The sequence below is a fragment of the Bradyrhizobium sp. SPXBL-04 genome, from assembly GCF_051853035.1.
GTDB classification, from domain to species: domain Bacteria; phylum Pseudomonadota; class Alphaproteobacteria; order Rhizobiales; family Xanthobacteraceae; genus Bradyrhizobium; species Bradyrhizobium zhanjiangense.
This window is the reverse complement of sequence record NZ_CP182472.1, coordinates 2,584,328-2,599,220: the sequence shown is the minus strand read 5'-3', so window position 1 is coordinate 2,599,220 and position 14,893 is coordinate 2,584,328. Positions and strand designations below refer to the sequence as shown.

Annotated in this window: 17 protein-coding genes; 3 read left to right on the top strand and 14 right to left on the bottom strand. The window is 60.0% G+C overall.

What is annotated here, in order from left to right:
* Positions 1 to 78 precede the first annotated feature (78 nt).
* The 14 genes from ACNJX8_RS12095 to ACNJX8_RS12030 all read right to left on the bottom strand — a co-directional run bounded on the left by ACNJX8_RS12095 (position 79) and on the right by ACNJX8_RS12030 (position 12,888).
* The gene (locus tag ACNJX8_RS12095) at positions 79 to 480 is read right to left on the bottom strand and encodes a hypothetical protein (RefSeq protein ID WP_439360781.1); all 402 of its coding nucleotides are present in this window, start codon (positions 478 to 480) and stop codon (positions 79 to 81) included.
* A 12-nt stretch (positions 481 to 492) separates the two neighbouring features.
* Complete coding sequence (locus ACNJX8_RS12090; RefSeq protein ID WP_439360780.1) at positions 493 to 2,154, bottom strand: type II and III secretion system protein family protein; 1,662 nt, start codon at positions 2,152 to 2,154, stop codon at positions 493 to 495.
* A gap of 557 nt (positions 2,155 to 2,711) precedes the next feature.
* Positions 2,712 to 3,128 (bottom strand): TadE/TadG family type IV pilus assembly protein, encoded by a 417-nt coding sequence (locus ACNJX8_RS12085; protein WP_370986613.1) that lies wholly within the window; start codon positions 3,126 to 3,128, stop codon positions 2,712 to 2,714.
* On the bottom strand, positions 3,128 to 4,498 hold the full coding sequence (locus ACNJX8_RS12080) for a pilus assembly protein TadG-related protein (RefSeq protein WP_439360779.1): 1,371 nt from the start codon (positions 4,496 to 4,498) through the stop codon (positions 3,128 to 3,130). Before ACNJX8_RS12080 ends, ACNJX8_RS12085 begins: the two co-directional genes overlap by 1 nt.
* A gap of 8 nt (positions 4,499 to 4,506) precedes the next feature.
* Positions 4,507 to 5,001, bottom strand: coding sequence for a hypothetical protein (locus tag ACNJX8_RS12075; RefSeq protein ID WP_439360778.1), 495 nt, complete (start codon positions 4,999 to 5,001; stop codon positions 4,507 to 4,509).
* Positions 5,002 to 5,031: 30 nt separating this feature from the next.
* Entirely contained in the window at positions 5,032 to 5,679 is a 648-nt protein-coding gene (locus ACNJX8_RS12070) for an isoprenylcysteine carboxylmethyltransferase family protein (protein WP_439360777.1), read from the bottom strand.
* A 2-nt stretch (positions 5,680 to 5,681) separates the two neighbouring features.
* Complete coding sequence (locus ACNJX8_RS12065) at positions 5,682 to 6,590, bottom strand: type II secretion system F family protein (protein ID WP_438109401.1); 909 nt, start codon at positions 6,588 to 6,590, stop codon at positions 5,682 to 5,684.
* On the bottom strand, positions 6,587 to 7,306 hold the full coding sequence (locus ACNJX8_RS12060; protein WP_439360776.1) for a type II secretion system F family protein: 720 nt from the start codon (positions 7,304 to 7,306) through the stop codon (positions 6,587 to 6,589). Before ACNJX8_RS12060 ends, ACNJX8_RS12065 begins: the two co-directional genes overlap by 4 nt.
* Positions 7,307 to 7,515: 209 nt before the next feature.
* On the bottom strand, positions 7,516 to 8,892 hold the full coding sequence (locus tag ACNJX8_RS12055; protein WP_439360775.1) for a CpaF family protein: 1,377 nt from the start codon (positions 8,890 to 8,892) through the stop codon (positions 7,516 to 7,518).
* A complete protein-coding gene (locus ACNJX8_RS12050) occupies positions 8,889 to 10,091 on the bottom strand; it encodes an AAA family ATPase (protein WP_439360774.1) in 1,203 nt (400 codons plus the stop codon). The genes ACNJX8_RS12055 and ACNJX8_RS12050 overlap by 4 nt, the downstream gene beginning before the upstream one ends.
* Entirely contained in the window at positions 10,091 to 11,047 is a 957-nt protein-coding gene (gene cpaB / locus ACNJX8_RS12045) for a Flp pilus assembly protein CpaB (RefSeq protein WP_439360773.1), read from the bottom strand. Before cpaB ends, ACNJX8_RS12050 begins: the two co-directional genes overlap by 1 nt.
* A gap of 1 nt (position 11,048) precedes the next feature.
* The gene (locus tag ACNJX8_RS12040; protein WP_439360772.1) at positions 11,049 to 11,552 is read right to left on the bottom strand and encodes an A24 family peptidase; all 504 of its coding nucleotides are present in this window, start codon (positions 11,550 to 11,552) and stop codon (positions 11,049 to 11,051) included.
* Positions 11,553 to 11,655: 103 nt separating this feature from the next.
* Positions 11,656 to 11,865 carry a hypothetical protein gene (locus ACNJX8_RS12035; RefSeq protein WP_439360771.1) on the bottom strand — a complete coding sequence of 70 codons (210 nt, stop codon included), beginning with the start codon at positions 11,863 to 11,865 and terminating at the stop codon, positions 11,656 to 11,658.
* A 795-nt stretch (positions 11,866 to 12,660) separates the two neighbouring features.
* Entirely contained in the window at positions 12,661 to 12,888 is a 228-nt protein-coding gene (locus tag ACNJX8_RS12030; protein WP_439362075.1) for a hypothetical protein, read from the bottom strand.
* On the opposite strand from ACNJX8_RS12030, the gene ACNJX8_RS12025 reads away from it, so the two are divergent.
* From ACNJX8_RS12025 to ACNJX8_RS12015, 3 genes are read left to right on the top strand one after another with little or no spacing between them, the layout of a single operon-like run.
* Positions 12,788 to 13,498 (top strand): GntR family transcriptional regulator, encoded by a 711-nt coding sequence (locus ACNJX8_RS12025; protein ID WP_439360770.1) that lies wholly within the window; start codon positions 12,788 to 12,790, stop codon positions 13,496 to 13,498. The two genes, ACNJX8_RS12030 and ACNJX8_RS12025, sit on opposite strands and share 101 nt — an antisense overlap.
* 2 nt (positions 13,499 to 13,500) lie before the next feature.
* Positions 13,501 to 14,232 carry an aspartate/glutamate racemase family protein gene (locus tag ACNJX8_RS12020; protein WP_439360769.1) on the top strand — a complete coding sequence of 244 codons (732 nt, stop codon included), beginning with the start codon at positions 13,501 to 13,503 and terminating at the stop codon, positions 14,230 to 14,232.
* On the top strand, positions 14,217 to 14,879 hold the full coding sequence (locus ACNJX8_RS12015) for a hypothetical protein (RefSeq protein WP_439360768.1): 663 nt from the start codon (positions 14,217 to 14,219) through the stop codon (positions 14,877 to 14,879). The genes ACNJX8_RS12020 and ACNJX8_RS12015 overlap by 16 nt, the downstream gene beginning before the upstream one ends.
* Positions 14,880 to 14,893: the final 14 nt, after the last annotated feature.

The following is a 14,893-nucleotide window of genomic DNA, read 5'->3' as shown; positions in this document are numbered from 1 at the left end:
CTCTTGTCCCCCGCCCGGCCTAGCGGACTCACTGCAGCTTTGGCCAGTAGCGTCGCAAAGTTCACTTATCAAACGCCGTTACCTAGCCCCTGCCGGCGCGCCAACCGGTACCGATACTCCAGCAGTCGATCCAGCCCCCAATCCGGTTACGTTGACATTCTGGGTCACGGGAGGCTTCTGGCCCATTTGTTTCGTCGGATCGCCCATGTCGGGAAGCTGATCCACCGGCTGTTGCGTGTTGCCGTAACGCGAAACGGCTGCCCCCACGCGCCGCGCATCGTACGCGATCCTGCGATCACCGACGTTGCGCGGCCATGGATGGATTGTGTGGGTAGCGGCGTTAACCTCTTTGGCGTTGCCGGCGCTCATCGTGATGGTGTCAGAACGCTGGAAGTAGCGGTCGACCTCGTCGTGACCGGCTAGCCCGTAACATCCCCCAAGCAGGAGCGGTGCGAACAGAGCCAAATATCTGATGGTCATCTCTCGCTTCCTCTAGTTCAGCGTTTTCACGACCGGCTGCTCGACAGCAGCGGCCGGAGCTACAACGGGCGCCCTGACTTCAGGAGCGATGATGTGCCCGTACGCCCCCTTCACGTCGCCGCCGGAATTGACGTAGTCATTGTAACGCTTGCGGACTTCCATCTGGCCATTGAGGAAGAAATCGACATCATTGGCTGGAAGGCGGGAATCGAGCGGAGACGCCAGCTGCTGGCCTGGTGCAGCCGGTGCGACCAGGTGCGGCGTCACGATGATGACCAGATCTGTTTCCTCCTGCTGGTACGACTTGCTGCTGAACAAGGCTCCAAGCACGGGCACCGACCCGATCCATGGTAATTGCGAAACGTCTTGGCGATTGCGGGTCTGCAGCAGGCCGGCGATTGCAAAACTCTGGCCGTCGCGCAGTTCGACCGTCGTGCGCGCATCGCGGCGGGTCAATGCCGGAACGGTCGTCCCCTGAATCGTCACCGCATTGGCGAAATCAAGCTCGCTGACCGACGGTTCAACCCGAAGGTTGATCACGCCCCGCGAGAGGACGGTGGGGACGAAGGCCAGTTCGACACCGAATTTCTTGTAGTCGATCGTAACAGTGGGAAAACCGTTCGTCGTCGTGTTTGGTATCGGCACTGGAAATTCACCGCCGGCCAGAAAGCGAGCGGCATCGCCGGAAAGCGTGGTCAGGTTTGGCTCGGCCAACCTGCGAGCCAATCCCTTGGTTTCCAGCGCCGAGATCAATAAGTCCACCGAGCCGCCATTGCTGGTTCGGATGATGCTGGTCAACAAGCTTCCGAACGGGGCCGGAGCTATGCCGCCTGCGGTCCCCAAGAGCGTTCCTGCGGTTCCGAGTATAGGAAGACTGCCGGTAGGCGAAGCACCAACAGGCGTGCCGCCAGTATTACCAATGGGGTTTGGGACCGTATTGATACCACCGATCGGCCGTCGCCCCGTCGCGGCAGTTGCACCACCACGCCCCGTGTTCCCGACATTGGTCCCATTGGCATTTGCCGCGTACAGGTTCACGCCGAGGTCGCGGCCGGCGTCCCGGGTGACCTCGAGAAAGCGCACCTCCAGCATCACCTGCTGCGGCGCCGCGACGCTCATCGCGTTGACGACGACACCGCCTTTCGCAACTGTGCTGGTGGCGATGGCCATAGCCCGCTCAGCCGCGACCGCGTCGTTGGCGGTTCCGCTGAGCACCACCTGTCCCTCGGAGGCCGAGACGCGAATGCCCTGCATGCCGGTGCTGGACCGGATGTTCTGCTGCAGATTCCCGGTGTCGATCACAACCTCGATGTCGAGGATTCCGATCTGCTTCATCGACGAGTCAAACAGGATGACGTTGGTGGTACCGGTCTGCTTGCCCTGGATGTAGATCATGTGATCGCTCAGGGACTTCACGTCGATGATGTCGGACGAGCCCGCGACGATGGTCGAAAACGCCGTGTCGACCTTGAAGGTGCGTGACTTGTTGACGACCACCCTGACCCGCTGGACGTCGCTCATTTCGCTGACGATCACGCCGCCGGAGGAGCCCCGCCGGTCTGCAGCCGCCGCGAGGTCTGCGGACCCAAGCAAGGCGAGCGCCGCGCCAAAACTCATCACGCTGAAGGCGAGAAGCCCCCCTACCGCCTTATCCGAAACGCGACCGCCACCCATTCGAGTCCCCCCGCCGCGATCCGCGGCATCCCCGCAAATCCACGTGCTCGACGTCCCTCAACAGTTCCCCTCTGCGCACCACGTCGCAGAGCTTACAATCTGTCCCACTACAATTCGTTACTTCATGTTTCCAAGATCATCGCCCTTCATCCTGCCTCCTTGCAACAAGAGACACTTACCGCACAGCCACAAGCTGCAAAGAAAACTTTCCAATGTTGCCAGCGAGCATCATTTTCTCTGCCGCCCTGTCCAGAACTATCCTGCAGCACAACCACCTTGCGCGAGGTTCCGTCGTCGCCCCGCCATCGAACGGGTCGACTCGCAGTCTTGAGATGCGCTTGGCCAGGCGCGAATTGCTCTGACGCAGTTCGATGCCAAGCGTTTGGCCAGTTCCACCGGCGCCGACGCGAAGCGGCGCCCGTCAATATGCGTCAGGTATATTGCCATATTCAGGCTGCGGCAGGGTGGCACTTGCCATGGCATGTCTTGGCTTCGCGTCCGGCATCATCGCCATCGCCAGGGGGGCGGGTGTTCATCGGCCGATGCTCGGGGGTGCGCTAGAAGGGAATTTGCGTGGACGCGCTCGGCGCATTGAGTGCTGTGCCCCATATCGGCATCAGCATGGCGAAGCCGGCTTGAGAAGCTGTAACAGTCAAATTGTTGCCGCTGGACGCCACACTCAGCGTCGGCGTGAGACCGCCGAAATACAGGAACGGCGCCGCGTTCTGCTTAGCGCTGGTGGACATGGGATCGCCGGTGCAGCCGGCCGGCGACTGAGGCGGGCTCTGAAGCAAGTCAGGCGTATAGCAGTTGATCATGACCGCCCGGGCGCCGGCGCTCGCGAGCGTCCGCAAAGACTGCATCGTGATGGCATAGCGTCCGAGATCGAAGATGGCGAAGATCAACATGAAAAGCGGCACGAAGACGAGGACGAATTCGAACGCCGCGATACCCCGCTGATCGAGCTTTCTCATCACTGCACCAAGCGGACAACTTGGGTGTAAGGGACGGTGACCGGATTACATCCATCCGTGCTCAAGAAGCCGCCACCGCCCATGGTGAGTGTTTTGGCGATCACTTGTGAACAGGTCGTATTAGAACTTTGTGTCGCTCCGTTCCACGTAACGTCGACGTGCGGGAAATACATCGCACCACCCAATTTCACGTTACCACCATTGATGGTGACCTGATTACTGCTCTTGCTCGGTGCCTGATCATCAATCAGAACGCCGTTCAGATCAGAAGAGAAGGTGTTGCTGTAAGGGGCGGACAGCTCAACGCTGGCGCCGCCAGAGATCGAAATGCTCGAATCCCCGAGCAATACAAGGGTTACGCCTAAACCCGTGCCCGCCGGTGGCCAACGTGTACAGCCACTGCAGGTGATGGTTCCGCCATTAAATTTTATTGTCCCATTGTAGAAGAAGTACGTGCCCGGAGTAAAATCTACCGTGTTCCCAGTCGTGCACGTTAGGTTGCGGTACAGGTTAGTGCTGCTTGGCGGGGTATTGGGCCTCAACGTACCACTGCAGGCCAAATCGTTTGGCCTCCCGCTCGAGGTCAAGCTGTTGAACGTTTCGCTGTCCAATTTGCTAAGTGGATTGTTTGCGTACGGCATAAAATAGTTGTGCGTGACGCCGGGATCGGCGCAGGTGCTGGCTGGACTACAGCCAGTTGCACCCAAGACGGCCCATCCCGAACCGGTGAAAGAGGCAGTGCTGGCAAATTGAACACTGGCATCCGACATTATCGGGCAACCCGTTCCGTTGTTGCTGACGTTGCCGGCAATTTTAAGCGCCCCTCCGCCGCCGCTCGGATCAGGCCCAAGCGCCAAGGCGCACACCTTGCTCGGCAATTCAACCAGAGCGATGGCTTGGGCGGGGATGTTGACGGTCGTCAAACCCAGCACTCCCGACAAGTAGGCCGGCTGTTGCTGGCTGACCCTGGCGCGAACGGCGTTACCGCCTCCTGCGGGCGGCGTTGTGAACGCACCAGCACTGTAGCTGCCGATATCGATCTGCACGGCCCGCGAGATTCCTGTCGGAAGGCTGGTCGCACAATTGGTGCCCGGATAGGCCGTGTCGCCGGAGTTGCAGAACCCGTTCTGTGCCGCGAATTCCTTTGCGTGATAGTCCACTGATGTATCGCAGAGCACACCAGCATTCGCGCATGCAAGCCGCAAGGCGCCCGAATAGGCCGCCGCGTCGGCGGCATTCTGCGCCTGTTGCCTTGTGACGTACCACGATCCAGCCTCAGCCCCGATCGCGACCACGCCGATGAGGGGGACGAGCGCGATGACTGTTGCGAATGCGGCGGAGCCTCGTCTGGAACGGAGCAGACTACGCATGGAAACACCTACTGGAAGCGTTCAGAGTAAGGCAGCGTGTAGGTACAACCGCTGGGACACAGCACCGACGTCAACACAATCGGGGCCAAAGTGACAGTTGTCGAAAACGTAAAGTACTTTGGAGTCGAACCAAGATTGCCGGAGTTGCAGGCAGTGCTTCCGCACATGACCTGGATGTTGCCGATCGTATGCCCTGCGACTGTTGTCTGCAGCGTTGACACCCAGGTCCCCGGGTTCGCCGGGTCGGGCGGATTCTTGTATTGGATATATTGCCCGAAGGAGCGCAACGCGGTCCACGCGGAGATAAAGCGGAAGCCCGCGGCGGCTACGTCGGCGAGCGGCATCAGCAGGAACGACACCAAGAATATGTAGACGAACACTGTCTCAAACGCGACGGCGCCGCGCTGATCTGCGATGAAGGACTCCCTACGGCACGCGCGCCTGACTTGACCGATACCTACGACTTCCGATCGCGGAGCCCGAGCCTTGGCGATTTGAACCATGTCCATGACAATCCGGCCACGCATAGCCGCTCACCAAACATACGGGATCACGCGCCAACGTGATGCTTCGTAGCTGGAATATTCAGGGCAATTGCGCCGAAGCAGATCTTCTTCGTAAAGAATCCGGCATGCCTGGATGCCCATATGCAGGACCAGTACCATCACTGTAACCGGTGTCAGATATTGCAGCACGACGCCCACGACCACGATCTCTTCTGCGACATAGAGTGGGTGCTTGATCCATCGATACGGACCGGTCTGCACTACCGAACGCGCCTGCGGCACCAAACTGAACGACCGACCTAGATGTCGGATGGTGACAAGCATCATGATCGTGCCGACCAGCACGCAAGCTGTCGATGCCAGGTTTGGCAGCGTTTCGTCGGTTTTGCCCAGGAAGCTGATCGTCCATGGTAAATAGCTCCCGACGAACGCAGCTATTCTCGGAAGTAGGCCGTCTGCATGCGCCTTTGCTGGAGAGCGAGTGATGATCAACAGCGCCAGGAGCATGTAGAAAATGGCAAGGCAAAAACCCGACAGAAGCGATGGCCAGGGATCGGCAAGCGATGCCCCAATCTTGATGGCTACGCAAAGCGCCAGCAATAAGAACCACATGCTGCCGAACAGTCGCATGATCCGATCGTGCGAATAGTTTTTCGAAAGGGCGATTGTGCTCATGGCTACTTACCGAAGCTTGCGAACGAACGCACGAGGTGCAAAACGGGGCTTCCTCCCATGATGACAAACATGGCTGGAAGCAGGAAAAGCACCATAGGAATGGTCAGCTTGGCGCCCAATTTGTGTGCTCTTTCCTCGAGCTTGGTAATACGTTCTCGCCGCAGGTCGACCGCTATACTGCGTAGTGCTTGGCTCAAGGGCGTTCCGTATTGCAGGCTCTGGCTGATCATGGTGCCGAACCGGCGAAGCCCCTCTGAGGTATTTGCCAAATTCTCGAATGCGTCGATGCGATTTGGCAATATCCGGAGATCATCAAGGAGACGGTGCAATACCCAAGCCATGGCAGGATTGGTCTGCTTCATTTCTTCCGCTACACGTCCCAGCGCGCTCTCCATGCCCATTCCCGCTTCGCTGCACACGACCAGCAAGTCGATCATGTCCGGCGCGCCCAGCCGAATGGCTGCATCAAAACGGCGCTTCAGCACAGTCAGAATCAATCGTGGCCCCATAATTCCGATCACGACGCCCACCAGCGTGAAGACCAGCACGTCGGCAGGTCCCCTTCCCGAGAGTTGCGCAAGAAGCAGCGCAATCACCGGGAACAAGAACATGCTGACGACCTTGACGCCGATCCAGATCGGCAAGCTTCGATGATGATTGAAACCAGACGAGTGAAGGATCGTTCGCAGTTCTTCCAAATTCTCCTCGGCGTAGAAGCGCCGATACCGCACGCCGAGCCATGAAAACCAGCTGGTCACGTCTTGGAAGGTCGCTGACCGGTAAGGGATACCCATCACGGCGTTTGACACCCGCGTATCCATCGCGCGGACGTGCATTTCGCGGATGATCAACAGGCAGGCCGCAGTTCCAGCTGCTACTGCGAGGGCCACCAGACTGAGACCAAACGTCATAGTTCTGTTTCCCGTCTGACCATCCAGCTTATCACTAGGTGTCCGATAAGCACCGAGGCTATTGCGTAAGCCAGAAGCTTGTTTCCCATCGGATCAGAGAACAACAGATCGACATTTTGCGGATTGGCGGCGTAGAGCAACGCTCCGGCAATCAGGGGCGAGACCGTAAGTGCCCGCGAGGAGAAAATCACCTCTCCTGCCAGTGCCTTGGCGCGAGCAGCTAGCGCAACACGCTGACTTACTGTGTCGCCTAGCGTCTGCAAGGTTTCACCCAAGCTGCCGCCTGACTTCAATTGGACTGCAAGTGTCACCGCGAACATCGCATACTCTGCCACCTGCGTTCGCCGATAGATGGCTTCGACGGCTTCCTCCGGCGGTCTACCCAGATTCACTTCGCTGCATACGATGGCAAACTGTCCAGCCGTTGGTTGCGGCATCTCGCGCGCGATGGTACGAAATGCTTCGTGCACCGGAAGACCCGATCGAACCGTACTTGTTACCAGCTGGATCGCGTCAGGCAGCTGTCGAAAAAGTTGACCGGCGAAGCGACGTTGCTGCCATCCAAACAAACCGCGTACGACCACTATTGCGGCAATTGCAGCCGCGACAGACACGTAGAGAATGGAAAATCCCAGCAGGCTATTGGCGTAGAAGATTGCGGCTACCGTGATGGCGGAGGCCAGTAGCACATACGCCGGATGCCAGACGTGAACCATCTCGGGCCTGTAGTTCGCCAGGTGGTGGAGAAGCAGAGACCGGGACCCGGTCTCCGACCGGCGAATGGACGGAAGGCTAGCCGGATGTGAAGGTGGTAAAGCTACCGCCAGCCGGCGATGCATGCGTCGTTCTCGGGCGTCGAGCGACAACGAACCGACTGCTGCGCAGATCGCGAGCACCAGAACAGCGACGATCACGAACTCAGGTATCATATTTGCCTCATGACCTCGGCCCAAGCGCGATCAAGGCCGAAATAGACAAGACGGCTTTTGAATTTCGGGACTGCAAGGGTAGACTTGTAAGTGCCCGATATCCGCCCATGCTCATCCTCCTCCTGGTACTCGAAGGCTGCGATGTCATTGGTGGTGACCACATCCCCTTCCAGCCCCATCACCTCGGTGATCTGGATAATGCGACGTTGTCCATCGCGCATGCGTTCGACTTGCACGATGAGATCCAGCGCAGCGACGATCTGAGCTCGAATGGCCCGCGACGGCAGATTGACCTGTCCCATCTGCACCATGTTCTCGATGCGGGTCAGGGCATCGCGGGCACTATTGGCATGGACCGTGGAGATCGAACCATCATGGCCCGTGTTCATCGCCTGCAGCATGTCAAACGCTTCTGCGCCGCGCACCTCGCCCACGACGATCCGGTCAGGACGCATGCGCAGGGCATTCCACAACAGATCGCGTTGTGTCACCTGCCCAGTGCCTTCAAGGCTGGGAGGCCGGGTCTCCAGGCTAATCACGTGCGGCTGCTGAAGCTGCAACTCTGCCGCATCCTCGATGGTGACGACGCGTTCACTGTGATCAATGAACTGGCTCATGGCATTGAGCAGCGTGGTCTTGCCGGAGCCGGTGCCGCCGGAGACCAGAACATTGAGCCGAGACCGAGCGGCAATCTCCAGCAATTGTCCGATGGCTGCGGTCATTGAGCCGTTTTCGACCATTCCGGCGATGTCCAAACGGCGGCTTGGAAATTTTCGGATCGAAATACAGGGGCTGTGGATCGCTAGCGGCGGAAAAATGATGTTGACCCGGCTGCCGTCGGGCAAGCGGCAATCCACCATCGGACTGGATTCGTCAACGCGTCGCCCAACCTGACCGGCGATTTTCTGCGCCACCGACGCAATGTGATCATTGTCGCGGAATCGCACCGCGATCCGTTCCAGCCTGCCAGCTCGTTCCACGTAAACGTTACTCGGTCCATTGATCATGATGTCGTTGATCGATTGATCGAGCAGAAGCGGACGCAGCGGCCCGTAGCCGGTCATGTCGTCCGCAATCTCGTCAGCCAGCTGAAGCTGCTCGCGACCTGACAGTTCGAGCCGTTCCTCATTGGCGATTCCATGAATGATTTCCTCGATCTGCCGGCGAAGGACATCGCGCGAAACAGTCGCGGCCACCGACGGCTCAATCTGCTCAATGACCCGTTCGCGGAGCGATGCTGACATCAGGGGCCGCTGAGGCAATGGCTCGTGCCTGGGCGCAGTTGCAGGTAAGCTCGGCGTCGACGCGGGCCGTGGCGTCGATGCAGGCAAACGAGCTGGCGTGTCGTCGTCGCGCCGACCAAAGGTCTTCATAATCCGAGCAGCCTCCTCAGCCGTCCCTTCCGCTCGGCGCCGAGCCCTGTAATCTCCCTTACAATCGGGGCGAGGTGACGTCGCAGTCCCGATACGTGCTTCAGCGCTGGAATTCCGAGATTGACCGCCTGGGTCATCCCCTTGCCGAGATCGGGTACCACCATGTCTGGTTCTGCGCCCAAAGCCTTGACAATCGCAGCCCTGGGAAGGCCGCCGGGGCGATTGGCGCGGTTGAGCAAAGTAAAGACCCGATCTTTGCCAGCGATGTTCGTGACAGCGGTGCGCAGTGCGTGGGCATTGCGAAGTCCGGTTATCTCGGCTTCCAGCAGCACCAGCACGTGACGAGAATGAGTGATCACCGGATGGATAGATGGCGGAAACGGGACCGGTACATCGACAACGATGTAATTGAACCGTTGGCGGAGCAGACCCAGCACGTGTCTCACGCCCGCTTCAGTGATGTCGAGCTGCGCATCCAGCTCCTCATCGGCGGAGATCAGGCAAACCCGTTCATTGACCTCAATTGCCGCGCGCTCCAGGAACAGTGTGTCCGCCCGCATGGGATTTTCCAGAGCGATGCGCAGCCCTGGTCCGGGCTGAACACCCAGCATCACGGCCGTCTCGCCGGCTTGCAGGTGAAGGTCGAGCAGCGCGACCTTGGCCTTGGTGGTCTCGGCCAGCTGCAGCGCGAGATTGATTGCGATACTCGTTGCGCCGGCACCGCCCTGCGCACCGCAGATCGAGATCACATGTCCGCCCCGATCAATCGAACCGGCCGTCACGTCGCCAAGCAGCTTCGGACGCAGCTGGTCCAGCACCATGTCCCGCGTGAGCGGCCTGGGCAGGTACTCGGTCAAGCCGAGTTCCATAAGCTCGCGGTAGAAGGTGATCTCCCTGTTCTCACCGATCAGAGCCACCCGGACATCGGGTGGGCAGACGCCGGCCAGCCTCTCCAGTTCGGCAAATGGATCATCGATTCCACTGATGTCCGTCACCAACGCGAATAGTTCGGTGTCGGTTTCGAGCATCCGTATGGCATTACGGATCGTGCCACGCTTGATCAATATGTTACTGCCTTCGAGGCCCTTGCGCAGAGCCGCAGCACTAAGCTCATCATTTACAAAACAGACGATCCGGTTGCGCGCTACGACAAATGTGGCTTCTTCAGGCGAACTGACGACTGCAATGTTAGCGCTCATCAACGTTTCTCCAGCAACTTGCCTGCCTGAACCACCATCGTCGTACCCCGGCGGGAAACTTCCGACCCATCGCAGTTGACCATCGTGTCGCCGTCGCCTGAATCCTGTTTCCTGACCGAGTATTGCTTGACCTGACCGCCAGCATGAACGACCACCGCCGCGGTGCGGCCGGCAATTGCATTCTGCCGAGCAATTTCCGGCGACACATCGCAGCTGGACATGGCGCCAGTGTCCGCCGTATCCCACTGCTCGACTGCTGCCCGTACGGCCAGAGAGAGCGTTCCGAGCTGCCTTGCGACAGTGATCTTTTTGACCTGGTCTGGCGCAAGCTCCAACGACACTGTTTGCGCTTGCTTGCCGGCCACCGAGCTTATGGTTCGCCCGCCTTGCACAATCTCCTGGTCAATCGCAATGACTCGAACGTTGCCTAGGACGGTTTCACTCAGGGCCCGACGCGCGGGTTCTGCCTTTTCGAACACCTGGGTCAATAAGACATCAACATAATCACCCGGCCTGATGAGCCCCGAGACGCCAGACTCCTCGTCCACCTTGATGCTGATTGCACGGCTATCCGGTGCCAAGACGCTGGCCAGGAAACCCCGATCCCGCGGCCGCAATACGTCCTGCAAGGTGATCGGACTGCCGGCGTCGACGAACTTGCGAACCAGAGAGCCGGGAAGTCCGACCTTGGAGTCTGGCGTTTCAAGAATCGCCCCTGCTGGAAGACGTTCAGGCGGCACCGAGCGTACTGCGAAATCTTCTTCGCGGGCCAATGTACCTTTCGACAGCGGACGTGCCGCAACAAAATAGCCGACGGTCGAAGGAGGCGCCGGCGCCGGCTCCGCGACCGCCACCGGAACCTGCTTCGGCAGGTTCATGTTGTAGCCAATCAGCCCGAACGCAGCGGTTGCGAGCAATAGCACCAGGATAATTGAGAGACGCAACGCGGATGACATGTCACAATCCTTTGCTCAAGATGGCCCAGATGCCACCGCACGCTATGGCCACGCCGTAAGGGAGCGGCGCGTGTCGCACGTGGCGCCAGCGCTCGATCGTGTAGACTCGGCGTGCGAGCGACGATCCGACTGGCGCCAGCTTCGGATATGGCAGGACGCGCATCATCAGATGCACCAGGGCCAGCACGCCGCCGGCCAACGAGGTTACGGTCACCAACTGCATCAACGCTGTCGGCGGCAGACCAATGGCCAAAGCTACCAGCAATTTGACGTCGCCCCCGCCAATCCACCTCCGCTGGAAAATCATGAAAAGCAACAAGAACAGGATCGTCGCGGCAGTCAGCGATTCGATCAGTTGCATCGGGCTAGCAAGTTGCCCAGCAATCCCGAGGAGCGCCAGCACCAGACAGACGTCATTTCTGATCAAGCGGGTCGCGACATCGAGCGTTGCGACGTACAGCAACAACAAGATTTCCAGTATTGAGACTATGTAAACCCAGCCCATAGGAATGCATGCCTCAAAGAGGTGGTAGGCACACTAAAATCAAGGGAGCCCATTCAGGAGGGGGACACGTTCCAATGCCCCCCTCTGGCGTCAGTTGGTAGAATCAAACTGCCGCAGTGAAAGCGGTGGTGATGGCGGTAATCCCGCCTGTCAGCGCCGTCCCGATCGCACCACCAGCCCCAACACCGAACACCGCCGACACTGCGCCAATGATACAAACCGCGACGATGATGTACTCGAACGACACCACGCCATCCTGGTCCGTCCGCAGACGCTTCAACGCTTCCCTGGTCTCGACGTAATACTTCAACATAGGAGAAACCCCTTCTTTCAACATGGATTTGTAGACACCTCGGCAACTTTTAGCGGCTGCGGCTTTTAAATCTCAGCCGCCACCGATAAACTCTTCATTAAATATCCACTCCAGTCAATATTTAAAATAAAATTGTCCTTAAATTAACCAATTTGAATTTTGTCGCCAAAGCGAGTCATCGTTGGATCGCGCCCAGGACGAACAGAAATCCCAGTGATACGAATATGATAGCTACCCCCTCCCCTCCGGTCAGACTGTTGGCAGAGAGCCGGAAGCGTTCTCCGGAATAATACGGGGCACGTCCGAGAGATAATAATCGGAATATTGGAGAAAGACCGCCTGTTGTGCGGCGGCATTTAATTTGCGTGCCACGCCGATGTGTCAGGCTCCCACAATCGCGAGGACGCTGCGAGGAAGTACTCGGCCGGCACGCCTGGAGCAGTTTCGCAAGGACGATCGACGTGCAAGGGCGCGAAGCGGTACACCTACCCACGAGGCTCAGGCGCGATCCTTCTGAAGGCACCCTGATCGCTGCGTTGCAGCCACATGATTTCGCCAATTGTACTAGGGTGACGCAATCATCGATTCGAGCTCGCGCATCGATATCCGCACCGTGAGCCAGCAGAAGCTCGACTACCTCGTCATCATCCCGCGCTTACGGCATAGTGCAGCAGTGTCCAGTCGTTCAATCCGCGTTGCTGCACGTCAGCACCGCCCGCGCCACATCAAACTTAGTCCGCTCGAAGCGGCCCACTCGAACGGATGTAGCCGATGTAACGGCTGCCACCCGAAGCGCTATATCTGGCCCACTTGCGGCACGAATTTGCGGAAGGCGCCGTCGCGCCGGATCGCGAGGCGGCCGTTCTCGACGCCGATGTCGAACCTGCCACCGGTCATGGTGAACTGAAGCAACGAGGCGCGCGTGCAGCAGAAGTCGGAAACCCCGAAGGGACGAAAGTCGCCCAAACTCAAGCGGATGGGCCTGCATGAGCGCGCCGCCGCGCGGATGCGGACGATGATCATTCGCGGCGAGTTGCCGCCGGGATCGCAGACCCAGGAGACCAAACTGTCGAAGGAGCTGGGCGTGTCGCGCACGCCGCTGCGCGAGGCAATGAAGGTGCTCGCGGCTGAAGGCTTGATCGAGCTCCGCCCCAACCGCAGCCCGCGCATCGCCGACATCGCGGTTGACGGCATCTCGGAGTTGTTCGAGGCGCTCGCTGGCATCGAGCGGATTGCCGCCGAGCTGGCGGCGGAGCACGCCACCGAGCGCGACCTCGCCCGCCTGCGCACGCTGCAGACACGGATGGAAGGTCATCACCGCAGCGGCAAGCTCGATGAATATTTTGCGATCAACGGCGAGATCCACAACACCATCGTCCGCATGGCCCGCAACACGCCGCTGCGCGAGGCGCACGAGACGCTGATCTCGCGCGCCGAACGTGCGCGTTATCTCGCGCTCGGCGCCGACAGGCGCTGGAGCAATTCGGTCGACGAGCACGCCGATATCCTGGCCGCCCTCGAGGCGCGCGACGGCGAAGCCGCCGGCCGCCTGCTCGGCGCCCACGTCGCGTGGACCGGCACGGCGCTGCTCGAAGTCCTCGCCGCCTCTCAGGCCAAGCGGACGGCGGCGTAATCATGAAGCTGCTGCTGCTCAACCCCAACACCAGCACCGCAGTCACCGAGCTGATGCTGGGTGTCGGGCAGCGCGCGGCCTTATCAGGCACCGAGCTGATCCCCTGCACCGCGACGCGCGGCGTGCCCTATATCGCGACACGTACCGAGGCCCAGATCGGCGGCGCCATCGCGCTGGAGATGCTGGCCGAGCAGCACATGCATGTGGATGCCGCGATCATCGCGGCGTTCGGCGATCCCGGCCTGTTCGCCGCGCGCGAGACCTTCGACATTCCCGTGGTCGGCATGGCGGAGGCGGCGATGCTGACCGCCTGCATGGCCGGACGCCGTTTTGCCATCGTCACCTTCGCGCAAGCCTTGGGCCCCTGGTACGAGGAATGCGTCCGCGCGCACGGGCTCTGGAAGCGCTGCGCCGGCATCCGCATGCTCGACACGCCGTTCCAGGCGATCTCGGAGGTCGGCACCGAGAAGGAGGATGTGCTGGTCGACCTCGCCCGGCGCGCCATTGTCGAGGACGACGCCGACGTGCTGATCTTTGCCGGCGCCCCGCTCTCGGGCCTCGCCGAGCGCGTCGCCGACCGGATTCCGGTCCCCGTGGTCGATCAGGTCATCGCCGCGGCGAACTCTTTGCGATTGCGATCACGCAGACCAAGAAAGACGCACAGCACTATCGCCGGCTCGCGGCTTCAGGTGACGAGGCCTTCGAATCCGTCCGCTGCGTGTTCGAAGTGCTGAGCGAGCGTGAACAAGAACGCGCACGGGGGATCGAAGAGGCCTGCATCGACGCCATTGGACGCGCGCCGACTGAGTTCGATCTCCGCTGGATCCCGATGGACCTGGTCCCCGCGGAAGAGCTTTCCGATCTCAAGAACTCGCTGCTTTCGACCGCCTGTGGCGCATGGGCCCTCGCCGTCCGACACCGCGACCGTGCTTTCATCTTCTGGACTTATGTTGCGGCGCTCGCGAAAACCGGAATCGTACGCACGGCCGCCGAGAGCATGGCCCGCGAGGCGCTGCGCGACGGCAATCTGCTTCGCCGCGAACGCCGCCTGGCATGGCGGACTGAGCGAAGAGAAGCCCTTGCGCCAGACGCGCCGGCCGCCACCGAGCTATCCTGGGCAGCGCTGCTTGAAAGCCTTCTTCTCCGGGACATCTATCGGTGGTCGGAGGATGCGCCCGCTTCGCAGCGACGACACCTCCTGTCCATGATCGGAATTGGCTCACCGACTCCGGTCCCCGGAACACTCGACATACGGCTGCACGCCGAATCCTACGATGAGATCAAGCGTCGCGCGCTTCGTCACGCAGAGCAATTGACGTCGATTTATCTGGACGAAGCCGACAAGGCCGTCGACCAGTCCCGGCTGGAACTGGCCCAATAGCTCGCGGCACGCTC